Origin of the sequence: Streptomyces sp. NPDC018000 (assembly GCF_044328025.1) — a bacterium.
Classification (GTDB): Bacteria; Actinomycetota; Actinomycetes; order Streptomycetales; family Streptomycetaceae; genus Streptomyces.
Window position 1 is genome coordinate 1 of record NZ_JBIRGM010000018.1, and the last position, 23,782, is coordinate 23,782.

Here is a 23,782-nt window from a genome sequence, read left to right on the forward strand (position 1 = left end):
CATCTGGGCCGAGCTGGCACTGCCCCGACCCGACGGGCCCCCGAACGGCACAGCATTCCCGAACATCCTTGACGCGGAACTCTGACCGCCGGGTCGACAGGTCCCGTGGAGCCCGACAGGCGGCGGTTACTGCTCCTGGCCGGCCTCGTCCAGCGGCGCGCTGTGCCACTTCCACGAAGCGACCCGGGCACGACCGGGCAGCTCGGCGCGGCCGGTGGCCCAGAGCAGGACGGCCCACCGGTCGGCGTCCTTCGGGGCGTCCGGGAACAGCCGGGCCAGCACCCGGTCGCAGAGACCGGCGGGCGGGGTCCAGGGGACATCCAGGCTCGCGGCGAGGTCATGCACGTGCACCAGGGTCTCCACGACGCCCATGGCGGCGAAGCCCTCCGGGTCGGACACCCCGTAGGAGTGGTACGAGCGGACCTCGGGCGAGGCCGTCCGTACCATCGCCGCGAGCAGCGCACCGCTCGCCTCCAGTGTCCGGAGCAGCCCGGCGGGTCCTGCCGTCCGGTCGGCGAAGACCGCGTTCGCCGGACCGCCCTTGTACTCGGCGCTCCAGCGGTACGGGAGATACGTGTCCAGCGGCGGCTGCCGCGGGCCCAGCTGGGCCGCGTAGGAGAAGAGGTCGTCGCTCAGATGCTCCGCGGTCTCCCAGCAGTTCCACTCCAGCGACCCGGCCGGGACCAGCCAGTTGTCCACCGGGGACTCCCGGAGCGCGTCGACCGCGAGACGGACCGCGGTGGTCACATCGTCCGCCGTGACCGGCAGCCGGGTTCCGGTCAGCGCAGCCCGTTCCGCCGCACTGCACTCGACACAGAACTCATTGCCCTCCGGATCGGCGAGCGTCGCCCAGCCCCGCCCGTTCGGCCTGCGATGGTCGGCCACGAGGGTGGCACCCAGGCCGAGCAGCCGCTCCACCTCCTCGTCGCGGGTACGGTCCTGCGGCTGAATGTCCAGGTGCAGACGGTTCTTGGTGCTCTTCGGCTCCGGTACCGAGATGAACAGCAACGCGGCACCGGGGGCCTCGACGAGCGCCTCGGGATCGCCGGGGGCGTCCTCGTCGGAGAGCGGGGCGCCGAGCACCCCGGACCAGAAACCGGCGAGCTCGTAGGCGTCGGCGCAGTCGATCGTGATGTGACGTACGAGTGAAGTCATGGGCCCCACTGTCGCTGCTCGCGGCTGTCGCGGTCCACCAGCTTTGGAGCGGGGGGTGGGACGGTGCCTGCCGCCCCACCCCCGCTCCAGCTCACGTCACCTCACCGGCGTGAAGTTCCGTGCCCCGATGAACTCCGGACGCCGTGCCGGTGCCGCGAACGGCTCCTCCGCGGCGTTCTCCACACTGTTGAAGACGATGAAGACATTGCTGCGCGGGTACGGGGTGATGTTGTCCCCCGAGCCGTGCATGCAGTTGCAGTCGAACCAGGTCGCCGAACCTGCCTTGCCCGTGAAGAGTTTGATGCCGTGCCGGTCGGCCAGCTTCGTCAGCGCCTCGTCGGACGGTGTGCCGATGTCCTGCATCTTCAGGGACTGCTGGTAGTTGTCCTTCGGCGTCTCGCCCGCACAGCCGAGGAACGTCTTGTGTGAACCGGGCATGATCATCAACGCGCCGTTGGTGTCGTGGTTCTCGGTCAGCGCGATCGACACGGACACCGCCCGCATGTTCGGCAGACCGTCCTCGGCATGCCAGGTCTCGAAGTCCGAGTGCCAGTAGAACCCCGAAGCGCCGAAGCCCGGCTTGACGTTGATCCGGGACTGGTGGACGTATACATCCGAACCGAGGATCTGACGGGCCCGGCCCACCACGCGCTCGTCGGCGACCAGCCGGGCGAAGACCTCGCTGATACGGTGGACCTCGAAGAACGACCGTACGTTCTGGGACTTCGGCTCCACGATCGAGCGCTCGTCGGCCCGCACCGCCGGGTCGGCGATCAGCCGGTCCAGTTCGGCGTGGCAGACGGCGACTTCGTCCGGTGTGATCAGCTGGTCCACGGTGAGGAAGCCGTCGCGCTCGAAGCCCTGCAGATCCTTCACGGCGACCGGCCCCGGGGCTCCGGGCCGGGACCAGATGACCGGGTCCTGACGGGGCGTGATCATTTCGGCCGGGCCGCGTGTGGGGTACAGATCGGCGCGTACATCGGTGGTCATGGTTCAGCCCTCCTCGGTGAGCAGTGGGTAGACACCGTTCTCGTCGTGCTCCTCCCGTCCGGTGACCGGAGGGTTGAAGACGCAGATGCAGCGGAAGTCGGTCTTCGGCCGCATGGTGTGGTGCTCATGGCCGTTCAGCAGGTACATCGTGCCGGGGGTGATCCAGTGCTTCTCGCCGGTCTCGTCATTGGTGAGCTCGGCCTCGCCCTCGACGCACAGGACGGCCTCGATGTGGTTCGCATACCACATCGACGTCTCGGTACCCGCGTACATCGTGGTCTCGTGGAGCGAGAAGCCCACCTTCTCCTGCGCGAGCACGATGCGCTTGCTCTCCCAGGTGCCGGAGGCGGCCTTCACATGCCGGTCGGTGTTCTCGATGTCGCTGAAGGATCGAACGATCATGGTGGTCGGTGCCTTTCTCTCGGCCGTGGTGTGTCTCGTCGGACTCGCGTCGGGGGGCGAATCCGGGTCAGGGTCGGGTCAGGCGGTCTCGCGGACCGCGCGGGCGAGCGTCCGCAGGCCCTCGTCCAGCTCCTCGGGGGTGACGGTCAGCGGCGGCAGCAGCTTCACGACCTCGCTCTGTGGACCGGAGGTCTCGACCAGCAGGCCCAGCTCGAAGGCGCGGGCGCAGACCGCGACGGCGCGCGACTTGTCGGTGAACTCCATGCCCCAGACCAGGCCGCGGCCCCGGAACTGTGCACCGAGCCGCGCGTGTTCGTCGCAGATTGCAAGGAGCGCCTGCTCGATCTGCTCGCCTCGGGCCTGGGTCTGCTTCTCCATCTGGCCGTCCGCCCAGTAGGCGTCCAGCGCGGCGGCGGCCGTGACGAACGCCGGGTTGTTACCGCGGAAGGTGCCGTTGTGCTCGCCCGGCCCCCAGATGTCCAGCTCCGGCTTGAACAGGCAGAGCGACATGGGCAGTCCGTAGCCGCTGACGGATTTGGACAGGGTGACGATGTCGGGGGTGATGCCGGCCTCCTCGAACGAGAAGAACGTCCCCGTACGTCCGCAGCCCATCTGGATGTCGTCGACGATCAGGAGCATGTCGCGGCGATGACACAGATCGGACAGCGCCCGCAGCCATTCGGGGCGCGCCACATTGATGCCGCCCTCGCCCTGCACCGTTTCGACGATCACGGCGGCGGGCTTGTTGAGACCGGAGCCCTGGTCCTCCAGGAGTCGCTCGAACCAGAGGAAGTCGGGTACCTGGCCGTCGAGGTAGTTGTCGAACGGCATCGGGGTGCCGTGCACCAGCGGGATACCGGCCCCGCCCCGTTTGAAGGCGTTGCCGGTGACGGCGAGCGCGCCGAGCGACATGCCGTGGAAGGCGTTGGTGAACGAGACGATCGACTCGCGCTGCTTCACCTTGCGGGCCAGCTTCAGCGCCGCCTCGACCGCATTGGTGCCGGTCGGGCCGGGGAACATCACCTTGTACGGGAGGTCACGCGGGCGCAGCACGTTGCTCTGGAAGGACTCCAGGAAGGCGCGTTTCGCGGTGGTGGCCATGTCGAGGCCGTGGGTGATGCCGTCGCGTTCGATGTAGTCGATCAGCGCGCGCTTCAGCACCGGGTTGTTGTGGCCGTAGTTGAGAGATCCTGCACCGGAAAAGAAGTCGAGGTAGGTGTGGCCGTCCTCGTCGGTCAGACGGGCGCCCTGCGCACGGTCGAACACTGCGGGCCAACTGCGGCAGTAACTCCTTACCTCCGACTCCAGGGTTTCGAAGACACTCAGTGCGGGTGGGGTGATGGTCACAGGGAATCTCCTGCTTGAGGGGTTGTGGCGGGCAGCAGTGTGCTCAGGTGCGGAACGGGCCGATGCGGTAGAGCACTTCCGGCAGATGCGTTCCCTCGGGGAACAGCTCGCCGTCGAAGAGCACTTCGCGCTCCAGGGCCACGTCATGGCGCTGCGCGTAGGAGGTGAACAGCCGGTCCGACGCGGTGTTGTCCGGAGTCACGGTGGTCTCGACCGAGGCCAGGCCCTGCTCGGCGGCGACCCGCGAGGTCAGCGCGTCCAGCAGCTTTCCCGCCAGTCCGGTCCCGCGGTGGCCGTGGTCGACGGCCACCTGCCAGACGGCGAGTGTCTCGGCGCGGTCCGGCCGGAGGTATCCCGTCACGAAGCCCACGGGCCCACCGGTCTTGTCGCGGGCGACCACGGAGGTGGCCGAGAAGTCACGGCACCACAGCAGGTAGCTGTACGAGGAGTTGAGGTCCAGGACCTCGGAGTCGCGGGCGATGCGCCAGATCGCGGCCCCGTCCTCCACTCGTGGGGTGTCGATGGTGAGGAATTCGCTTCGGGCACTTGCGAAATCTGCTGGTGCGGCGGTCATGCGAATTGAATTTACCCGGCAAATTCTGAATTTTCATCGACGCGAGGGGTTGGGTGGGGCAATCCTTTCTGTTATCGCGCGGGCGCGTAAGTCGACGCGATCTGGCTGTACTTTCTTCCGGTTTAGGTGCTATTTATCCGGCATAACAGTCGTGATGTGGGATCGGTCACAAGGTCGTAACTCTCAGGTGGCGCAACGGAGTTGCATGGATCAAACTCCTGGCAACTTGAGTGTTTAGGGTCCGGGAAAGCGGGCAGAAGAATGCGGGGAGCTGCTCTGAATAAAGCAGCTCCCCGCATTTGTGAAATGTTGACGTTATCGGTGCGATTTACTCGCTCGGCCAGGCCTCCGAAGCGGCTTTGCGGGCAGTTTCGAAGTCGACCTGCCGGCCCGCATCGGCCAGCGCCGCCCCCAGAGCCGCGAGCGAGGACTGCACCGTGCCGCGCGTCGCATCCACACCGTAGTGATTGACCCGGATCATCTCCTTGGACAGCGCACCGCCGCCCGCGATCAGCGGCAGCGACGGGTCGGCCGCGAGTGCCCGCGCGACCAGCTCGGAGGCGTCGATGCCTGCCGGGGCGCGCAGCGTCGTCGCGACCGGTGCGGCGTCCTTCGCCTCGTGCACGTACGGCGACAGACCGCCGCCGAGTGCCACCGCACCCGCGCGCGTTGCCGCGGCCGCCGCGGCGTGCCGGGCCATCAGCGCATCCAGCCCCTCGGCCTCGATCCGCTCCACGCACGCCGCCAGAGCCAGCATCTCCAGCTGGGCGGGGGCGTGCAGCAGCGCCCTGCGGCCGCCGTCGATCCAGCGTTCCTTCCAGTCCAGGAGGGAGAGGTACGAGCGGCGCGGGGCCTGGGGGTTGGCGGCGATCCGCTCCCAGGCTCGCTCGCTCACGGACACCGCGGACACCCCGGCCGGGCCGCCCATCGCCTTCTGCGCGCCGATCACACAGAGGTCGACGCCCCACACGTCCGGCAGCAGCGGCTCGGCGCCCACCGATGCGACGGCGTCCAGCATGAACAGCGCCCCGTGCGAACGGACCACCTCGCCGATCTCGGCGACCGGGTTGGTGTTGCCGGTCGCCGCCTCGGCGTGGACCAGGGAGACGAAGTCGATCTCGGGGTGCTCGGCCAGCGCCCGCGCGACCTGGTCGGCGGTGACCGCCGTGTGGAACGGAACCGCCAGGTCGACGACGTTGGCTCCGCAGTCCCGCAGCCAGTTCCCGAAGGTCTGTCCGTATGGCCCGGTGACGACGTTCAGGGCGGTCGAGCCCGGCCGGGCACCGCCCCGGATGCAGCCTTCGAGGGGGAGCAGCGCCTCGCCCTGCATGATGACGACGTCCTGCTCGGTGGCGAGGAGGCCGGCCACCCGCTTCTCGATGGCCGCGAAATGCGCGGCGGTGAGCGGGGCGAGGTCGAGGAAGGGGTGCGTCACGGTGGTGCTCTCTTCAGGATCGGGTCGGTGTGCCGCGGTGCTGCGTACGGACAGTGCTTCCGTCGAAGCGTACCCAGGGTGCCGGGCGGTGCCTCGTACAGTGCTGTTCATGAGCGATCACAGGGCACCGCAGGTGCTGCACGTGAAGGGGCGGGTGCTCGTCGGACCCGAGGACGTCCGGGACGAGCTCTGGGTCGTCGACGGGCGGATCTCGTACGGGAGGCCGGCCGGCTTGGAGGAGGCGGTGACCGTCACCGGCTGGGCGCTGCCGGGGCTGGTCGACGCCCACTGTCACGTCGGGCTCGATCACCACGGCGCCGTCGACGCGGCGACCAGCGAGAAGCAGGCCATCGCCGACCGGGAGGCGGGTGCGCTGCTGCTGCGGGACGCGGGCTCTCCGTCCGACACCCGGTGGATCGACGACCGCGAGGACCTGCCGAAGATCATCAGGGCCGGACGTCACATCGCCAGGCCCCGCCGGTACACCCGGAACTACGCCCACGAGATCGAGCCGGACGAGCTGGTCGCGTACGTCGCCCAGGAGGCGCGCCGCGGCGACGGCTGGGTGAAGCTGGTCGGCGACTGGATCGACCGGGAGGTGGGCGATCTGACCGCCTGCTGGCCGCGTGAGGCGGCCCGGGCGGCCATCGCCGAGGCGCACCGGCTCGGCGCCCGGGTCACCGCGCACTGCTTCGCCGAGGACTCGCTGCGCGATCTCGTCGAGGCCGGGATCGACTGCATCGAGCACGCCACCGGGCTGACCGAGGACACTGTTCCGCTCTTCGCCGAGCGTGGTGTTGCGATCGTCCCCACGCTGGTCAACATCGCCACGTTCCCGGCGCTCGCGGCGGGCGGCGACGCCAAGTTCCCCCGCTGGTCGGCCCATATGCGGCGGCTGCACGAGCGGCGTTACGACACCGTGCGCGCCGCGTACGACGCCGGGGTTCCGGTCTTCGTCGGCACCGACGCGGGCGGGGTGCTCGCCCATGGGCTGGTGGCGGACGAGGTCGCCGAGCTGGTGAAGGCGGGCATCCCGGCCGTGGAGGCGCTGTCCGCGACGACCTGGGGTGCGCGTCAGTGGCTCGGGCGTCCGGTGCTGGAGGAGGGCGCACCGGCGGATCTGGTGGTGTACGACGAGGACCCGCGGGCGGACGTACGGGTGCTGGCGGCGCCGCGACGCGTGGTGCTGAACGGGCGGGTGATCGGCTGAGAGCCTTGTCGGGTGACCTTCGACCGGAAAGCGGGCTCACGGAGCCGCCTTCCGACCGGGGTGTGCCGTGTTGACCGGCAGTTACCAAATCCCTGCCGTGTCGTTGAAGCATCCTTGCGTGCACTCCGGCGCAGTCGGTCTCCGTGCCGTCCGCGCTCGGCGGATCGGGTGACTCCGAGGAACGAACGTACCGAGATAATCGAATACAGGTGCGGAAACCCCCCTTTGGGGTGAACTCACTTCAGGTGTCTGCCAGTTCACCCTCCGTGCGTAAAGCTTTCGGGGTCGAGGTCACCGGTGCCCGTGATGTCCCCGTTGGACGGCGCCGGTGGCTCCATGTCTCTTGTGGGGGTTCCACCATCTTGAACAGCAACACCTTCCGCCTGGCCGCCCTGGCGGTCGCCGCCGCTCCCGTCGCCCTGCTGGTCGCCGGTCCGGCGCAGGCCGCCACCGCGGCCACCACGACCACCGGCGACGGAAAGGCGAGCGCGGTCGTGCTCCGTACCGCACTCGACGTCTCGCTCCTGAACAAGACGATCGATGTGCCGCTCAAGGTCACGCTCAATGAAGTGCAGGCACCCGCCAGCGCCGACAAGACCGCGCTGAGCGTGCGGCTCGACGGGGTGGACAACGGAAAGCCGGTCAGCGTCCTGAGCGCCGATGTGGCCACCGCCAGGGCGACCGTCGGCAAGAACAGGGCCGAGGGTTACAGCAATCTCGTGAAGGCCGGGGTCCATGTGCCCGGACTGCCGCTGCTCTCGCTGATCGAGGTCGAGAAGGTCACCTCCAAGGCGGTCTGCGAGGTGGGCAGGAAGCCGGTCGCCGAGTCGAACGTGCTGGGGCGTGTGTCGGTCCTCGGCCAGCGGATCAACCTCACCGCGAGCGGCACCACACGGGTGCAGGTGCCGGGCGTCGGAGAGGTGAGCCTCGGCCTCTCGAAGACGCACACCACCTCGCGCACCGCTGCGGCGGCCGCACTGCAGCTGAAGGTCTCCGTCAATCCGCTCAAGCTGAATGTCGCCGATGTGCAGGGCGAGGTCACGCTCGCCGAGGCGACCTGCGAGACGCCGAAGGCGACCGGGCCGGGCGGTGGAGAAAACGGCGGTACGAGCAACGGCGGTACGGGCAACGGCGGTTCGGGCAACGGCGGTTCCGGCAATGGAGGCTCTGGGAACGGTGGTTCCGGCAACGGAGGCTCCGGGAACGGCGGTGCGACCGGCGGGAGCACCTCCGGCAGCGGCGGCAGCACGTCCGGCAGTACGTCGGGAAGCACCTACGGTGCCACCGGTGGCGGTGACGGCGGCGATGTGAAGCCCCAGACGGGCACCGGCCACGCCCCGGCCGTCGATTCCAACCTCGCGGAAACGGGCGGCAGTTCCGCGACGCCGTACATCGCGGGCGGCGCGGCCCTGCTGCTGGCGGTGGGCGCCGGGGCGACGGTCGTGGCCAGGCGCCGCGCCCAGGGCTGACCTCTCAAGGCCCGAGGGGGGCAGGCCATAGGCCGTGAGGGGAGTGGGAGCGGTGTTCGCGTGACGGAACGCCGCTCCCCGTTCGCGTAGGGCGGGCGCGGACCGGGCGCCCCGTCAGTGCGTGACCGCGGTCAGCGTCTGCAGCGCCTGATCGAGTGCCTGCAGGAAGCGGTTGGTCGTCGCACGGTCGCGTACCGCCAGCCGCAGCCACTGCGGACCGAGCCCCGGAAACGTATCTCCACGCCGCGCCGCGAACCCCAGAGCCCGCAACCGCTCCCGTACCTCGATGGCTTCCTCCAGCCGCACCAGGACGAACGGTCCCTCGGCCGGTTCCGCCACCCGCACTTCGGTGAACTCCCTGAGCCCCGCGACCAGATGGGCCCGGTCCACCGCGATCCGCTCCGCCGCGGCAGCCGCTTCGGCCAGGGCCCGCGGCTCCATGCACGCCTCGGCCGCCGCCAGCGCAGGGGACGACACCGGCCACAGCGGCTGCGCCTCCTCCAGCGCGCGGATCGTCTCCGGGGCGGCCAGTACGTAACCGATCCGCAGCCCCGCGAGCCCCCAGGTCTTGGTGAGGCTGCGCAGCACGACGAGCCCCGGGATGTCCGTACGCCCGCACAGCGCCTCGCGCTCGCCCGGCACCGCGTCCATGAACGCCTCGTCGACGACCAATGTCCGCCCGGGGCGCGCCAGTTTCTCCAGCGCGCCCGCCGGATGCAGGACCGACGTGGGGTTGGTGGGATTGCCGACGACCACCAGATCCGCGTCCTCGGGCACGGCCGCCGGGTCCAGCCGGAAACCGTCCTCGGCCGGCAGCAGCACCCGCCGTACCTCGTGCCCGGCCGCACGCAGCGCCGACTCGGGCTCGGTGAACTGCGGATGGATCACGACCGGACGGCAGGCCGGCAGCGCCCGTGCGATCAGCACGAACGCCTCCGCCGCACCCGCCGTCAGCAGCACGCGCTCCACCGGCAGCCCGTGCCGGGCCGCGACCGCCGCGCGCGCCGGACGGCCGTCCGGGTACGCGGCGAGCTCGCCCAGCGACGCGGCTATTCGCGCCTTCAGCCAGGCCGGGGGCGTATCGGCCCTTACGTTGACGGCGAGATCGGTCAGATCCCGGCCCCGTCCCCGTACTTCCGCGTCACCGTGATGCCGCAGATCGTGCGTGCCCGTGCCTGTCGCGCCGGGTCTTTCAGTGGGAGTGTGCATGACCGCCGTGGGGGTGGTGGTGATGGCCGTCGTCGTCGGGGTGGAAGTGCGGCTGCTGCGGCAGCCCCACCTTGTCCTCGAAGCCCGGCAGCGAGATCCGGTACACGCATGAGTCGCAGTTCATCCGCAGATCGCCCTTGACGGCCTCCCGGTAGCGCTCCATGACCAGGTCGTACAGCTCCTCCGCCGCACCGATGACCTCGGCCGAGCGGACATCGAGCTCCGGGTGGGCGGCGGCCCACTCCTCGGTCTGATGACGCACCCGGTCCGGCAGGATGCCGGTGAAGAGGAAGTACGGCAGAACGACTATGCGCCCGGCACCCAGCTTCACGCAACGGTCGAGACCGGACGGTACGTCAGGCGCCGCGAGCGAGACGAACGCCGTCTCCACCCCCGCGTAACCACGGCCCTCCCAGAACAGCCGCGCCGCCTTGTACACCTCGGCGTTGGCGTCCGGGTCGGTCGAACCGCGCCCGACCAGCAGCACCGTCACCTCGGACCGGTCGGTGTCGCCCAGCACCGCGTCGACCCGGCGCTCCAGCACCTTCAGCAGCGCCGGGTGCGGGCCGAGCGGACGGCCGTAGGTGTACGAGATGCCGGGGTGGCGCTCCTTCTCACGGGCCAGCGCCGCCGGAATGTCCCCCTTGGCGTGCCCGGCCGACACCAGCATCAGCGGCACGGCGGCGAAGCGCCCGGCACCGCGCTCGACAAGCTCGGTCACGGCGTCGCCGAGCGGCGGCGGGGACAGCTCGATGAAGCCGCCCGCGACGGGCAGCTGGGGGTGGCGCTTGCCCAGCTCGGTCACGAAGTCACGGAACGCCGCGGCCCCACCCTCGTCCCTGGTGCCGTGGCCGGCGATGAGCAGTGCGGGCTGGACGGACGCGGTGGTCACAGATTCTCCTCGGTGTTCGTGGGGTGCAGGGGGTGGTACAGCAGGGCGTTGAGAGCGGCGGCGGCGACGGCCGAGCCGCCCTTCTCGGACACATTGCTCACGGCGGGCAGACCGCTCTCGCGCAGCGCCGCCTTCGACTCGGTCGCGCCGACGAAACCGACCGGCAGCCCGATGACGAGCGCGGGCGCGGCACCGAGGACGAGCAGCTCCTCCAGCGCCGTCGGCGCATTGCCGATCACCCAGATCGCACCGGGTCCGACTTGCTCGTACGCGAGCCGGATCGCATGTGCCGAACGGGTCAGTCCGGGACCGGACCTGGCCTCCTTCAGACGGCACACGGTCTCGCGGCGGGTGATGCCCGCAGCGACCATCTCCACATCGGTGACGACCGGCGCACCGGCGTGCAGCGCCGCATGTGCGACGACGAGCGACTCCTCGTCGCAGACCAGGTCCGTCGCGTACTCCAGATCCGCCGCCGAGTGAATGACCCGCTCCACCACGGCCCGGGTCAGCGGTGCGAAGTGCGAGGTGTCCAGGCGGGTGCGCAGCCGCCGGAACGACTCCTGCTCGATGGGGTGAACGGTTCTCTCCCAGGGCCGGTTCATTCGGCTCCCTCCCGCGCCGGAGCCGTGGTGGCCGACTGCCAGCGGTAGCCGCGCGGTGTCACCATGCGGCCCGCGATCTCCCGGGTGGCCGTGTTGCCGACCGTCACGACCGTCATCATGTCCACCGTCACCGGGTCCAGACCGGCGAGCGAGGTCACCCGGCTGCTCTCGTCCGGGCGCGAGGCATTGCGGACGACACCGACCGGTGTCGCCGGTTCCCGGTGCTCGGACAGGATCGAGAGGGCCTTCGGGAGCTGCCAGTCGCGGCCCCGGCTGCGCGGGTTGTAGAACGTCACGATGATGTCGGCCTCGGCCGCGGCCCGTACCCGGCGCTCGATGACCTCCCACGGCGTGTGCAGATCGGAGAGGCTGATCGACACATGGTCGTGGCCCAGCGGAGCGCCCAGGATCGCGGCAGCCGCCAGCGCGGCCGTCACACCCGGCACACCCACCACATCGATATCGGCGCCCGCCTCGGCGAGCGCGGGCGACGCCATCGCGTACACGCCCGCGTCACCGCTGCCGATCAGCGCCACCGCATGCCCCTTGCGCGCCTCGGCGACCGCCGTACGGGCCCGCGCCTCCTCGGCGCCGAGCCCCGACTCCAGGATCGTGGTGCCGGGCCGCAGCAGGTCCCTGATCTGGTCGACGTACTGATCGAGCCCGACCAGCACCGAGGCCCGCCGCAGCTCCTCGCGTGCGCGCGGGGTCAGCAGATCGCGCGCACCCGGGCCGAGACCGACGACGGCCAGGCGCCCGCGCGGGCTGCGGCGCACCACCGCACACGTGGCCATCGCGGCCCGCCCCTCGAGGCCACTCGACTTCCGCTTCGGCACGAGGAGTTCGCCCCCCGCGGCGAGCGCGGCGGCCTCCGCGACGGAGGGCGTACCGACGGCGGCGAGCGGCGCGCCCGACGGATTGGGCACCTCGATACGGGCCAACTCCCCGGCGGCGTACGTCCGCAGCGGTACGCCGAGCTGCGCGGCCGCGGCGACGATCCCCGGCTCGTCCGCCTTGGCATCGACCGTCACCAACTCCGCGATGCTCAGCGGCGACAGCCCGGCCTCGCGCAAGGTGTCTTGGATCAGCCCGACGACCTCCCCGACCGGCGCACCCTTGGACGCACCGACACCGACAGCGAGCGAAGCGGGCCTCAACACGGCGGCCTGTGCCTCGAGTTCGATGATCCGGTCGCCGACATGCAGCACGGCCGAGCCGTCGGCACCGGGGGACACATTCGGCGGCAACGGCGGCAACGGCCATACCGCGTCCGCCCGCAGCTCCACCCGTGCCCCGTCGAGCATCGCGCGCGACACCCCCGCCACGTCGCCCTCCACGGGGAGGCCCAGCATGTCCAGCCCCGGCACCCCCGCCGCATCCGTCGCCGTCGTCACGACCGGCGCCGCGCCCAGCACGTCACCGACTGCCCCGGCCAGGGCGTTCGCCCCGCCGCCGTGCCCGCCGAGCAGTGCCACCGCATGGCGGCCCGCCTCGTCGACACAGACGACACCCGGGTCCGAGGACTTGTCCGAAAGCAGCGGGGCAAGGAGCCGCACCACCGCCCCCGTCGCCAGGAAACACACCAGCTGCTCGCACTCGGCGAACGCCCGCTGCACGGCCTCGCGCACCGGTCCCTCGTAGACCACGGTGCGACCGGGCCAGGCCGCGGCCAGCCGGTCGCGGGCGACGGTGCCCGCCGCCGTGGCGGAGATCAGGCCGATCACTGGGTTGCTCCTTCACTTGCACGGACCGCGGGGCGGGTGCCCCACAGCAGAAAGACCGGGTTGGTCGCGGCGAGCCGCGTCACCTCACCGGGCAGCGGCGCCAGCCGGGAGGACTGCAGCAGTACGCCCTCGGGCACGAGCCCGGCACCGGTCAGCGCCGCACGCACCTCAGGCACCCGGTCCAGCGCGGCCAGCGCCACCACCACCGAGCGCCGCGCCCGCCGGGCGCACGCCGTCACGATGGCGGGCAGCTCACGCCCGCCGCCCCCGATGAACACCGCGTCCGGGTCGCCCAGGCCGTCGAGCACGGCGGGCGCCGAGCCGTGCAACGCACGGACGTACACCGCGTGCGCGGCCGCGTTCGCCCTGATCCGCTCGACCCCGTCCGAGGTCTTCTCCACGGCGACGACGGCCGCGCCGAGCCGCGCGCACTCCACCGCGACCGAACCCGAACCTGCACCGATGTCCCACACCAGGTCACCGGTGCTCGGCCCCAGCCGTGCCAGCGCGAGCGCCCGCACCTCGAACTTGGTGATCATCGAATCGCGGTGCTCGAACTCCGTCTCGCCCAGCGCCCACCGGCCGGGCCCGGCGGGCGCTCCCGCGAGCGTCCGCACCGGGGAGAGCACCCGGGACTCGTCCAGACACAGCACCACACTCACCGGATCCGGCCAGTCGCGGGCCGCCGCCTCGGCGGGAGTCAGCCGCTCGACGTGCTCCCGCTCGGGGTCGCCGAGCGCCGTCGCCACGACCAGGGTGCGCCCCTTGGCTCCGTGCACCAGCCCGGCCGCCAGCTGACCGGGCCCGGCGCCGGGCCCGGTCAGGACGGCCACCTTCGGGTGCGCCAGACATGCGTTCACCGCGGTCCGCGGGTCGCGGCCGTGCGCACTGACCACGACCGCGTCGTCCCATGCCAGCCCGAGCCGGGCGAACGCGACCGCGACGGACGGCGCACCCGGCCGTACATCGAGCGCCTCCGGCCCGAAACGCTCCGCCAGCGCGCGGACAATCCCGAAGAATCCGGGGTCGCCGGAGGCCAGCACCACCACCCGCCCCCCGGCCCCGTGCGCATGCTCCGCGATCCGGTCGAGCGCGGGCGCCAGCGGACCGAGCACGATGCGCTCGACCTGCTCCGGCAGCCCCGCGGCCTCCAGATGACGCCGGGCGCCGACCACCAACGTGGCCACGGCCAGCGCGTCCTGGGCATCGGGACCGAGCGGCGCGCCCGTCCCCGTACCGAAGACTCGGATCATGAGCCGGACCGCTGGGCGCGCAGCTCGGCCCGGGCCGCCTTGTCGGCCTTGCGGAAACCGTGGAAGTGCCCCGGGTGGTAGAGGTGCGAACGCGTCCCCGAGGCCGAGAGCGCCGGGCCGACCAGGAAGAGGGTGTGCTTCCAGAGCTTGTGCTCCTTGACCGTCTCCTCCAGGGTCTCGATCGTGCAGTGCAGGATCAGCTCCTGCGGCCAGGTCGCCTGGTACGCGATCACGACCGGCGTCGACGTCGGATAGCCGCCCTCCAGCAGCTCCTGGGTGAGCTGCCCGGACCGCGCCGCCGACAGGAACACCGCCATCGTCGTGCCGTGACGTGCGAATTCCCGTACCTCCTCGCCCGGCGGCATCGGCGTCTTGCCGCCACCCAGGCGCGTCAGGATCACGGACTGCGCGATCTCCGGAATCGTCAGTTCCCGCTGCGCGATCGCGGCGACGGCCGAGAACGACGACACCCCCGGCACGATCTCGACCGCGACCCCCAGCCCGGCACACCGGTCGACCTGCTCCTGCGTGCCGCCCCACAGCGCCGGGTCGCCGGAGTGGATACGGGCCACCTTCAACCCCTCGGCCGCCGCGCGTTCGTACACGGCGACGACCTGCTCCAGCGACATCTGCGCCGAGTCGAGGATCTCCGCGCCCTCCCGGGCATGCTCCAGGACCTCCGCCTGCACCAGGCTCGCCGCCCAGATGACGATGTCGGCATCCGCGATGGCCCGCGCCGCCCGGAAGGTCAGCAGATCGGCGGCGCCGGGGCCGGCACCGACGAACGTCACTCGGCCGTGGGTGGGCGCGGCGACTGCGCCGGCTGCGTCGACTGCTTCGGACATGGGACGGGGTCCTTTCGAAAAGCGGGAAAACGGGACAGATAAGGTGAGGTGGACGGCAGGGCGCGGTGAGATGCGCGCACGGGGTCAACCTGCCGGCAACACGGCGCGGGTGATCCTCACAACTTCCCGCCCCGCCCGCCGTCGCGCGGCGCGGGCGCGATCAGCGTCGACAAATACGGCAACGGCCCCTCGGCCAGGTCCGCCGCCGGCCGGATCGACTCCTCGGGCAGCCCGAGGGCCGAACCCCACACCGCGTCCTCGGTGCGCCCCGTCTCACGCAGCGCCGTGGCCACCTCCGCGGCCAGCCGCCCGAACTTGTACGCGACGACCGTCCCGGGACCTTCCAGGGCCTCCTTGAGCACCGCGGCCCCGGCGGTCACCGGCACCAGCGTCAACGGCTCCGTGCCTTCCGTCAGCACCGCACCGCTGCGCGCGGCCAGATCCTGCATCGCCGTGATACCCGGCACGGTCTCCACGGCCGTACCCGGCAGCAGCTCACCCATCGTGTGCGCGAGATATGTGAACGTCGAGTACACATTGGGGTCGCCGATCGTCGCGAACGCCACCGAACCATGCGTACGCAGCAGCTCCGCGACCCGCTCACCCGCCGCGTCCCACGCCGCCTCCCGACGTGCCCGGTCCGTCCGCTCGTTCAGCGCGAACACCACACGTACGACCTTGTCGGCCGCCACGTAGTGCAGCACGGTCGCCTCGGCCCGCCCCCGTTCACCGGTGTCCATCACCGGCACGACGACGACCGCGGCATCACGCAGCGCGTTCACACCCTTGACGGTCACCAGCTCCGGGTCACCGGGTCCGACACCGACGCCGACCAGTCTGCTCGTACCGTGACCGTGGCTCATCCCTTGCACCTCTCAACGAATCGGCGGGCCATACCGGGCGCCGCAGCCCAATGCGTATGCAGATAACTCGCGTGCACGCCCCGCTGTACGAACCCCTCCACGCGCCGCTCCGGCTGGTGCAGGCCCCACGCCGGCTGGGCCCCGGCGCCGGGCTGCAGCACGGTCCGGTGGAACTCGTGCCCGCGCACCCGCGTCCCGGGCGCCGCCAGCACACTGCCGGAGACCGCCACGGCCTCCCGGTAGCCGAGTGTCAGCCGCTCGGACATCCGCCCCTCGGCATCGAGGACCCCGCACATCGGCAGCCCGTCGAGCGAACGCGCCAGATACAGCAGCCCCGCACACTCGGCAGCCACCGGAGCCCCGGACTCCGCCAGTTCGGCGACGGCCTTGCGCAGCGCGGCGTTGGCGGACAGCTCGGAGGCGTACACCTCCGGAAACCCCCCACCGATGACCAGCCCCCGCGTCCCCTCGGGCAAGGACTCGTCCCGCAACGGATCGAACGGCACGACTTCGGCCCCGGCGGCGGCAAGGAGTTCGGTGTGCTCGGCGTAGGAAAAGGTGAACGCGGCCCCGGAGGCGACGGCGACCCTCGCGGGCCGGGCAGCGGGCCCACCGCACGCGCCCACCGCCCCGGCCACGTCCCACACCTCACCCGGCACCGCGGGCGCCGACCGCGCCAACGCCATGACCGCGTCCAGGTCACACCCCGCCCGCACCCGGTCCGCCATCGCCGCGACAGCGTCCACCGCGTCGCCCCGACGCTCGGCCACCGGCACCAGCCCCAGATGCCGCGACGGCACAGCCACCTGCCCGGCCCGCCGCAACACCCCCAGCACCGGCACACCCGACTCGTCCAACGCCTCCCGCAACAGCGCCTCGTGCCGCTGCGATCCGACCTTGTTCAGAATCACTCCGCCGATCCGCACCTGCGGATCCCACGAGGCGAAGCCGTGCACCAGCGCGGCCACGGACCGCGACTGCGACGACGCGTCGACGACCAGCACCACGGGCGCCCGCAGCGCCTTCGCGACCTGCGCGGTCGACGCCAGCTCGCCCCTCCCCGACGCCCCGTCGTACAGCCCCATCACACCCTCGACGACCGCCAGATCGCAGCCGCGCGCACCGTGCGCGAACAGCGGAGCGACCAGCTCCGGGCCGCACATGTACGCGTCGAGATTGCGCCCCGGCCGCCCCGTGGCCAGCGTGTGATACCCGGGATCGATGTAGTCGGGCCCGACCTTGTGCGCGGACACGGCAAGTCCCCGCTCCGCGAAAGCCGCCATCAGCCCCGTGGCAACGGTCGTCTTGCCGCTGCCCGACGAGGGCGCGGCAATCACCAGACGCGGAACGTTCACCGCGGGCCCCTCACCATTCGATGCCCCGCTGACCCTTCTGACCGGCGTCCATCGGGTGCTTGACCTTCGACATGTCGGTCACCAGATCGGCGGCCTCCACCAGCTTCTCGGGCGCGTTGCGTCCCGTGATGACCACATGCTGAGTACCGGGACGGCCGCGCAGCACCTCGATCACCTCGTCGGTGTCGACCCAGCCCCAGTGCATGGGGTACGCGAACTCGTCGAGGACGTACAGCCGGTACGTCTCGCCGGCCAGGTCGCGCTTGACCTGCTCCCAGCCCTCGCGCGCCGCCTCCTCGTTGTTCAGCTGCTTGTCGCGCTGCACCCACGACCAGCCCTCGCCCATCTTGTGCCAGGCGACGGACCCGCCCTCGCCGCTCGCCCCGAGGACCTTCAGCGCGTTCTCCTCGCCGACCTTCCACTTCGCCGACTTGACGAACTGGAAGACCCCGATCGGCCACCCCTGATTCCAGGCGCGCAGCGCGAGCCCGAAGGCCGCCGTCGACTTCCCCTTCCCGATGCCGGTGTGCACCACCAGCAGCGGCCGGTTGCGGCGCTGACGGGTGGTCAGCCCGTCGTCCGGCACGGTGGTCGGCTGTCCCTGCGGCATTACGCGGCCCTCCCGCTGGTTGACTGAACGTCCTTGACGAGCCCGGCGATCGAGTCGGCCCGCAGTTCGTCGAGCGTGACGGCGACGGACCCGAGATCGCGCGCGAGACTTCCCGCAAGTCCGAGCCGTACGGGCCCCGACTCGCAGTCCACGACGACGGACGCGATGCCCTCGGCCTCGTGCAGCCGCGCCGCCCGCGACGCCAGCGCCACCGGCTCGGGCCCCCCGGTCGCCCGCCCGTCGGTCACCAGGACCAGCAACGGCCGCCGCGACGGATCGCGCAGCCGCTCCACCCGCAGCACCTCATAGGCCTTCAACAGCCCGGCCGCGACGGGGGTACGCCCACCGGTCGGCAACATCTCCAGCCGCGCCGCCGCGGCGTCCACCGACGACGTCGGTGGCAGCACCACCTCGGCGTCCTTGCCCCGGAAGGTGATCAGCCCGACCTTGTCCCGCCGCTGATACGCGTCCAGCAGCAGCGAAAGGACCGCACCCTTCACGGCACTCATCCGCTGCCGGGCGGCCATCGACCCGGAGGCGTCCACGACGAACAGCACGAGATTGGATTCGTGACCTTCTCGCACTGCTTGCCTGAGATCGTCACGACGCAGGAGAAGTCCGGCTCCGTTGCGCCCCCGCGCCCGCTGATGCGGGGCGGCTGCCTGCACGGTCGCCGCCAGATGCAGCTTGGTCAGGGCGCCCTGCGGACGCCGCGCACCCGTCGTGCGCCCGTGCTCGGTACGCGCCCGTGACCGCCGCCCCGCGGCGCCCTCACCCAGACCGGGCACGCTCAGCATCTTCGTACGGAACGGCTCACCGGCCCGTACGGGCTGCTGCTCGCCGCCCCCTCCCTGTCCCTGCTCCTTGCCCTGTTCGGGCACGGACTGCGCGGGCGTGCCGTCGGCCCCGCCCTCGGGCTGCGGCCCGGTGTCGGGTCCGTCGCTCCGCGGCGGCCGGCCGCCGCCACCCGGGCCGTCCGGGTCCGGATCGTCGTCCTCGCCGCTGTTCCGCTCCAGCGTGTCGTCGAGCTTGTCCTCGTCGAGCCCCGGCGCGTCGAAGGGATTGCGCCGGCGCCGGTGGGGGAGCGCGAGCAGGGCAGCCTGTCGTACGTCCTCGGCCAGTACATCGGTGCGCCCCGCCCAGGCGGCCAGTGCCGTGGCGGTCCGGGCCATCACGATGTCGGCCCGCATCCCATCGACCTCAAAGGCCGCACAGGTGGCTGCGATCTGGCGCAACGCACTGTCACCGAGCCGTACGTGGGGCAGCAGTGCACGCGCGGCCACGATCCGCGCCCGCAACGCGCCTTCCTCGTCGGCCCAGTGGGCGGCGAAGGCGACCGGATCGTCGTCGTACGCGAGCCGACGCCGCACCACCTCGACCCGCAGATCGGTCTCACGGGAGGCGGCGACCTCGACGGTCAGCCCGAACCGGTCGAGGAGCTGAGGTCTGAGCTCCCCTTCCTCGGGATTCATGGTCCCGACGAGCAGGAAGCGCGCTGCATGCCGTACGGAGACACCTTCGCGCTCCACGTACGAGGCACCCATGGCGGCGGCGTCCAACAGCAGGTCCACGAGGTGGTCGTGGAGGAGGTTGACCTCGTCGACGTACAGGATCCCGCGATGCGCGTCGGCGAGCAGCCCTGGCTCGAAGGCCTTCACGCCCTCGGCGAGCGCCCGCTCGATGTCGAGCGCGCCGACGAGCCGGTCCTCGGACGCGCCGACGGGCAGTTCGACCGTCCGCGCCGTCCGTGACACGCCGGACCCGGCCTCGTGGGGTCCGTCGGGACACGCGGGATCGGGCGAGTCCGGGGCGCAGGAGAACCGGCACTCCGGGACGACGGCCACCTCCGGCATGAGTGCGGCCAGCGCCCGCACGGCGGTGGACTTGGCGGTCCCCTTCTCGCCGCGCACCAGCACCCCGCCGACGGCCGGCGAGACGGCGTTGAGGAGCAGCCCGAGCCGGAGGTCGTCCTGTCCGACGATGGCGGTGAAGGGATAGGAAACACTCACGCGGTGATCACTCCTTCGGGTGCGGCCGGGGCGAATGGCCGGTCGGCGGGCACGAGGCTGGTGAGGGTGAGGACGTGCTCCCCGCAGACGCGGGGATGTTCCGAGCACGAGATCGCCCTCACGGCCGTCCCGTGTGTGCTCCCCGGAGTTGCGGGGGTGTCCGGGGCGCTCACGCGTCCCCCTCCAGGTCGCCCTCGAGTTCGAGGTAGGTCGCCCGGAGCCGCTCCAGCGTCTCCTGGTCCGGCTCCGCCCACAGCCCCCGCTCGGCCGCCTCCAGCAGCCGCTCCGAAATCCCGCGCAGAGCCCAGGGGTTGGACTTCTTCATGAAGTCCCGGTTGGTCTCGTCGAACACGTACTCGGCCGACAGCTTCTCGTACATCCAGTCGTCGACGACCCCCGCCGTGGCGTCGTACCCGAAGAGGTAGTCCACGGTCGCGGCCATCTCGAAGGCGCCCTTGTACCCGTGGCGCCGCATCGCGCTCATCCACCGCGGGTTCACCACCCGCGCCCGGAACACCCGGTGCGTCTCCTCGCCCAGCGTCCGCGTCCTCACCTGGTCCGGCGTGGCGCTGTCACCGACGTACGCCTCGGGCGACTCGCCGGTCAGATGCCGCACCATCGCCACCATGCCGCCGTGGTACTGGAAATAGTCGTCGGCGTCATGGATGTCGTGTTCTCTCGTATCCACGTTCTTCGCCGCCACCGCGATCCGCCGGAACGCCGTCTCCATGTCGCCGCGCGCCGCCCGCCCGTCGAGCCCGCGCCCGTACGCGTAACCGCCCCAGACCGCGTACACCTCGGCCAGGTCGGCGTCGCTGCGCCAGTTCCGGGCGTCGATCAGCGGCAGCAGCCCCGCTCCGTACGCCCCCGGCTTGGATCCGAAGACGCGCGCCGTTGCCCGGCGCCGGTCGCCGTGCTCCGCGGTGTCCTCATCCGCGTGCGCCCGTACGTAGTTGGCGTCGGCCGGCTCGTCCAGCTCCGCCACGGCCCGTACCGCGTCGTCGATCAGCCCCACCACATGCGGGAAGGCGTCCCGGAAGAAACCGGAGATCCTGACCGTCACGTCGATCCGAGGCCGCCCCAGCTCGCGGACCGGCACGACCTCGAACCCGGTCACCCGCCGCGACGCGTCGTCCCACACCGGCCGGCAGCCGAGCAGCGCCAGGATTTCCGCGATGTCGTCGCCCTGGGTGCGCATGGCGGAGGTGCCCCACACGGTCAGGCCGACCGACTTCGGGTAGTCGCCCGTGTCGGCGAGATATCGGGCGATCAGCGAGTCGGCGAGCGACTGCCCGACCTCCCACGACAGCCGGGACGGAATCGCCTTCGGGTCCACCGAGTAGAAGTTGCGCCCGGTCGGCAGCACATTGACGAGCCCGCGCGTGGGCGAGCCCGACGGGCCGGCGGGTACGAAACCGCCGTCCAGTGCCCGCAGAATGTGTTCGATCTCGTCCGTCGTCCGGGCAAGGCGCGGCACGACTTCCTCGCACGCGAAGCCCAGCACGGCGACCGCATCCGGGAGTTCGAAGCCCAGCACGTCCCGTACCAGCCCCGCCGCGGCCGCGATGTCCCAGCCGCGCTCCTCCATGCCCTCGGCGAGCCGGCGGCACAGCCGCTCCAGCAGGTCGATCGCGTCGGCACCGGTGCGCGCCGGGCCGTCGACCAGTGCGGTCAGCTCGACTGGAACCTTCACCGCGGCGCCGGGCTGGGCCAGCAGCTCCTTCTCGCTGAGCCCGAAGTGCTCGGCGATCGACGCCCGCAGCCCCGGGAGCGCGTTCGCCGTGCCGCCCCACACCTGCGAGGCGCGCAGCACGGCCAGCACCAGGTTGACCCGTGCCTCGTCGACGGGACCGCCGCCCAGAATGTGCAGGCCGTCCCTGATCTGGACGTCCTTGATCTCGCAGAGGTAGCCGTCGATGTGCATGACGAACGAATCGAAGTCGTCGTCGCCGGGCTGTTCGTCGACATGGAGGTCGTGGTGCAGCTCGGCGGCCTTCACCAGCGTCCAGATCTGCGCCCGCACCGACGGAGCCTTCGCCGGGTCGAGATCGCTGACCAGCGCGTACTCGTCGAGCAACTGCTCCAGCTTGGCCAGGTCACCATAGGTGTCGGCGCGCGCCATCGGGGGCACCAGATGGTCCACCACCGTGGCGTGCCCACGCCGCTTGGCCTGGGTGCCCTCGCCGGGGTCGTTCACGATGAACGGGTAGATCAGCGGCAGTTCGCCGAGTACGGCATCGGGGCCGCAACCGGCGGACAGGCCAAGACCCTTGCCCGGCAGCCACTCCATCGTGCCGTGCTTGCCCATGTGGACGACGGCATCCGCGCCGAAGCCCCCCTCCGATGTTGCGGCCTCCAGCCAGCGGTACGCCGCCATGTAGTGGTGGGACGGCGGCATGTCCGGGTCGTGGTAGATCGCGATCGGGTTCTCGCCGAAGCCGCGCGGCGGCTGGATCAGCACCACCACATTCCCGAACCGGAGCGAGGCGAGGACGATTTCGTCCCCGTCCACGTACAGCGAACCCGGCGGCTCGCCCCAGTGCTCCAGCATCGAGTCGCGCAGTTCCGGCTCCAGCTTGGCGAACCAGGCCCGGTAGTCGGCGAGCGGAACACGCGCGGGGGCCGCCGCGAGCTGCTCCTCGGTCAGCCACTCCACGTCGTGGCCACCGGCGTTGATGAGACGGTGGATGAGTTCGTCGCCGTTGTCGGGGTGCCCCTCGACTCCGTAACCGGCGTCGCGCAGGGCGTCCAGGACCCGTACCGCGGATGCGGGCGTATCCAGACCGACGGCGTTGCCGACGCGCGAGTGCTTGGTCGGGTAGGCGGTGAAGACGAGGGCGAGCTTCTTCTCGGCGTTCGTCTTGTGCTTGAGGACCGCGTGACGCACCGCGATTCCGGCGACGCGCGCGGCCCGTTCGGGGTCGGCGCGGTACACCGGCACGTCGTCGGGACCCTGCTCCTTGAAGGAGAACGGGACGGTGATCAGGCGGCCGTCGAACTCGGGGATCGCGACCTGCATCGCGGCATCCATGGGGGAGAGCGCGGCGTCCGAAGCGTCCCACGCGGCGCGCGTGGAGGTCAGGCACAGGCCCTGCAGCACAGGGACGTTCAGCTCGGCGAGCGCGCCGATGTCCCAGGCCTCGTCGTCGCCGCCGGCGGAGGCGTCCGACGCACGGGTGCCGCCTGCCGCGAGCACGGTGGCGACCAGGGCGTCGGCCCTGCCGAGCAGCTCGTGGAGACCGGCGTCCGCGCCGCGCAGCGAACCGCAGTACACGGGCAGCGCGTTGGCGCCACGGGCCTCGACGGCGTCGCACAGGACATCCACGAACGAGGTGTTCCCGGACAGCTGGTGCGCCCTGTAGAAGAGCACGCCGACGGTCGGACGGCCCTCGACGAACTCGCGGCTGCCGTGCAGACCCCACTCGGGCATCTTCTGCGGCTCGGCGAAGCCGTGGCCGGTCAGCAGGACGGTGTCGGAGAGGAAGCGGGCCAGTTCGACGAGGTTTCCGGGGCCGCCCTCCACGAGGTAGCGCAGCGCCTCGGCGACGACACCGGCGGGCACCGACGACTCGGCCATCAGCTCGGCGTCCGGCACGGCCTCGCCGCCCAGCAGCACGGTCGGGATGCCGGACGCCTTGAGGACGGCCAGTCCGTCCTCCCAGGCGCGCTTGCCGCCGAGGAGACGGACGACGGCGACGCAGGAGCCCTCGATCAGCGCGGGGAGTTCCTCATGGGCGTCGATGCGGGTGGGGTTGCCGATCCGGTACGGCGCGCCGGAGGCGCGCGCGGCGAGCAGGTCCGTGTCGGCGGTCGACAGCAACAGCACGGTATTCAG

18 protein-coding genes and 1 pseudogene are annotated in these 23,782 nt (G+C 71.3%); 2 read left to right on the forward strand and 17 right to left on the reverse strand.

Translation table 11 applies throughout. From position 1 onward, the window contains the following. Positions 1 to 126 precede the first annotated feature (126 nt). From ACH4EW_RS26295 to ACH4EW_RS26320, 6 genes are all read right to left on the reverse strand, one after another. Positions 127 to 1,155 carry a VOC family protein gene (locus ACH4EW_RS26295; protein WP_398260916.1) on the reverse strand — a complete coding sequence of 343 codons (1,029 nt, stop codon included), beginning with the start codon at positions 1,153 to 1,155 and terminating at the stop codon, positions 127 to 129. Positions 1,156 to 1,251: 96 nt separating this feature from the next. Further along, positions 1,252 to 2,145, reverse strand: coding sequence for an ectoine hydroxylase (thpD, locus tag ACH4EW_RS26300; protein ID WP_398260918.1), 894 nt, complete (start codon positions 2,143 to 2,145; stop codon positions 1,252 to 1,254). Between the two features lie 3 nt (positions 2,146 to 2,148). After that, positions 2,149 to 2,547 carry an ectoine synthase gene (locus tag ACH4EW_RS26305; RefSeq protein ID WP_398260920.1) on the reverse strand — a complete coding sequence of 133 codons (399 nt, stop codon included), beginning with the start codon at positions 2,545 to 2,547 and terminating at the stop codon, positions 2,149 to 2,151. A gap of 78 nt (positions 2,548 to 2,625) precedes the next feature. Then, entirely contained in the window at positions 2,626 to 3,894 is a 1,269-nt protein-coding gene (gene ectB / locus ACH4EW_RS26310) for a diaminobutyrate--2-oxoglutarate transaminase (RefSeq protein ID WP_398260922.1), read from the reverse strand. Between the two features lie 43 nt (positions 3,895 to 3,937). After that, complete coding sequence (gene ectA / locus ACH4EW_RS26315; RefSeq protein WP_398261079.1) at positions 3,938 to 4,402, reverse strand: diaminobutyrate acetyltransferase; 465 nt, start codon at positions 4,400 to 4,402, stop codon at positions 3,938 to 3,940. Positions 4,403 to 4,796: 394 nt separating this feature from the next. Beyond that, a complete protein-coding gene (locus tag ACH4EW_RS26320) occupies positions 4,797 to 5,903 on the reverse strand; it encodes a pyridoxal-phosphate-dependent aminotransferase family protein (RefSeq protein WP_398260924.1) in 1,107 nt (368 codons plus the stop codon). A gap of 133 nt (positions 5,904 to 6,036) precedes the next feature. On the opposite strand from ACH4EW_RS26320, the gene ACH4EW_RS26325 reads away from it, so the two are divergent. Together ACH4EW_RS26325 and ACH4EW_RS26330 are read left to right on the forward strand one after the other, a co-directional pair. After that, complete coding sequence (locus tag ACH4EW_RS26325; RefSeq protein ID WP_398261081.1) at positions 6,037 to 7,113, forward strand: amidohydrolase family protein; 1,077 nt, start codon at positions 6,037 to 6,039, stop codon at positions 7,111 to 7,113. Positions 7,114 to 7,475: 362 nt separating this feature from the next. Then, positions 7,476 to 8,582, forward strand: a complete 1,107-nt coding sequence (locus ACH4EW_RS26330; RefSeq protein WP_398260926.1) for an SCO1860 family LAETG-anchored protein — start codon at positions 7,476 to 7,478, stop codon at positions 8,580 to 8,582. A gap of 114 nt (positions 8,583 to 8,696) precedes the next feature. On the opposite strand, the pseudogene cobC reads toward ACH4EW_RS26330, so the two are convergent. From cobC to cobN, 11 genes and pseudogenes are all read right to left on the reverse strand, one after another. Beyond that, positions 8,697 to 9,788, reverse strand: a pseudogene (cobC, locus tag ACH4EW_RS26335) (Rv2231c family pyridoxal phosphate-dependent protein CobC); the annotation flags it as partial. Continuing rightward, positions 9,775 to 10,683, reverse strand: a complete 909-nt coding sequence (locus ACH4EW_RS26340; protein WP_398260928.1) for a sirohydrochlorin chelatase — start codon at positions 10,681 to 10,683, stop codon at positions 9,775 to 9,777. The pseudogene cobC and the gene ACH4EW_RS26340, both read right to left, overlap by 14 nt. Then, the gene (locus ACH4EW_RS26345; RefSeq protein WP_398260930.1) at positions 10,680 to 11,288 is read right to left on the reverse strand and encodes a precorrin-8X methylmutase; all 609 of its coding nucleotides are present in this window, start codon (positions 11,286 to 11,288) and stop codon (positions 10,680 to 10,682) included. The genes ACH4EW_RS26340 and ACH4EW_RS26345 overlap by 4 nt, the downstream gene beginning before the upstream one ends. After that, a complete protein-coding gene (gene cobJ, locus ACH4EW_RS26350) occupies positions 11,285 to 13,012 on the reverse strand; it encodes a precorrin-3B C(17)-methyltransferase (RefSeq protein ID WP_398260932.1) in 1,728 nt (575 codons plus the stop codon). Before cobJ ends, ACH4EW_RS26345 begins: the two co-directional genes overlap by 4 nt. Next, entirely contained in the window at positions 13,009 to 14,265 is a 1,257-nt protein-coding gene (cbiE, locus tag ACH4EW_RS26355) for a precorrin-6y C5,15-methyltransferase (decarboxylating) subunit CbiE (protein ID WP_398260934.1), read from the reverse strand. The genes cobJ and cbiE overlap by 4 nt, the downstream gene beginning before the upstream one ends. Further along, positions 14,262 to 15,110 carry a precorrin-4 C(11)-methyltransferase gene (cobM, locus tag ACH4EW_RS26360; RefSeq protein WP_398260936.1) on the reverse strand — a complete coding sequence of 283 codons (849 nt, stop codon included), beginning with the start codon at positions 15,108 to 15,110 and terminating at the stop codon, positions 14,262 to 14,264. The genes cbiE and cobM overlap by 4 nt, the downstream gene beginning before the upstream one ends. A gap of 116 nt (positions 15,111 to 15,226) precedes the next feature. Further along, positions 15,227 to 15,973, reverse strand: coding sequence for a precorrin-2 C(20)-methyltransferase (gene cobI, locus ACH4EW_RS26365; RefSeq protein WP_398260938.1), 747 nt, complete (start codon positions 15,971 to 15,973; stop codon positions 15,227 to 15,229). After that, positions 15,970 to 17,328, reverse strand: coding sequence for a cobyrinate a,c-diamide synthase (locus ACH4EW_RS26370; RefSeq protein WP_398260940.1), 1,359 nt, complete (start codon positions 17,326 to 17,328; stop codon positions 15,970 to 15,972). Before ACH4EW_RS26370 ends, cobI begins: the two co-directional genes overlap by 4 nt. Before the next feature lie 10 nt (positions 17,329 to 17,338). After that, on the reverse strand, positions 17,339 to 17,938 hold the full coding sequence (cobO, locus tag ACH4EW_RS26375) for a cob(I)yrinic acid a,c-diamide adenosyltransferase (protein WP_398260942.1): 600 nt from the start codon (positions 17,936 to 17,938) through the stop codon (positions 17,339 to 17,341). Next, positions 17,938 to 19,947 (reverse strand): putative cobaltochelatase, encoded by a 2,010-nt coding sequence (locus ACH4EW_RS26380; protein WP_398260944.1) that lies wholly within the window; start codon positions 19,945 to 19,947, stop codon positions 17,938 to 17,940. Before ACH4EW_RS26380 ends, cobO begins: the two co-directional genes overlap by 1 nt. 169 nt (positions 19,948 to 20,116) lie before the next feature. Beyond that, the gene (gene cobN / locus ACH4EW_RS26385) at positions 20,117 to 23,782 is read right to left on the reverse strand and encodes a cobaltochelatase subunit CobN (protein ID WP_398261083.1); all 3,666 of its coding nucleotides are present in this window, start codon (positions 23,780 to 23,782) and stop codon (positions 20,117 to 20,119) included.

Excerpts from the sequence above, each read along its gene's own strand:
- cobO (WP_398260942.1), bottom strand. The coding sequence starts at position 17,938 with ATGCCGCAGGGACAGCCGACCACCGTGCCGGACGACGGGCTGACCACC.
- cobM (WP_398260936.1), bottom strand. The coding sequence starts at position 15,110 with ATGTCCGAAGCAGTCGACGCAGCCGGCGCAGTCGCCGCGCCCACCCAC.
- ACH4EW_RS26345 (WP_398260930.1), bottom strand. The coding sequence starts at position 11,288 with ATGAACCGGCCCTGGGAGAGAACCGTTCACCCCATCGAGCAGGAGTCG.
- thpD (WP_398260918.1), bottom strand. The coding sequence starts at position 2,145 with ATGACCACCGATGTACGCGCCGATCTGTACCCCACACGCGGCCCGGCC.
- ACH4EW_RS26305 (WP_398260920.1), bottom strand. The coding sequence starts at position 2,547 with ATGATCGTTCGATCCTTCAGCGACATCGAGAACACCGACCGGCATGTG.
- cobI (WP_398260938.1), bottom strand. The coding sequence starts at position 15,973 with ATGAGCCACGGTCACGGTACGAGCAGACTGGTCGGCGTCGGTGTCGGA.
- ACH4EW_RS26295 (WP_398260916.1), bottom strand. The coding sequence starts at position 1,155 with ATGACTTCACTCGTACGTCACATCACGATCGACTGCGCCGACGCCTAC.
- cbiE (WP_398260934.1), bottom strand. The coding sequence starts at position 14,265 with ATGATCCGAGTCTTCGGTACGGGGACGGGCGCGCCGCTCGGTCCCGAT.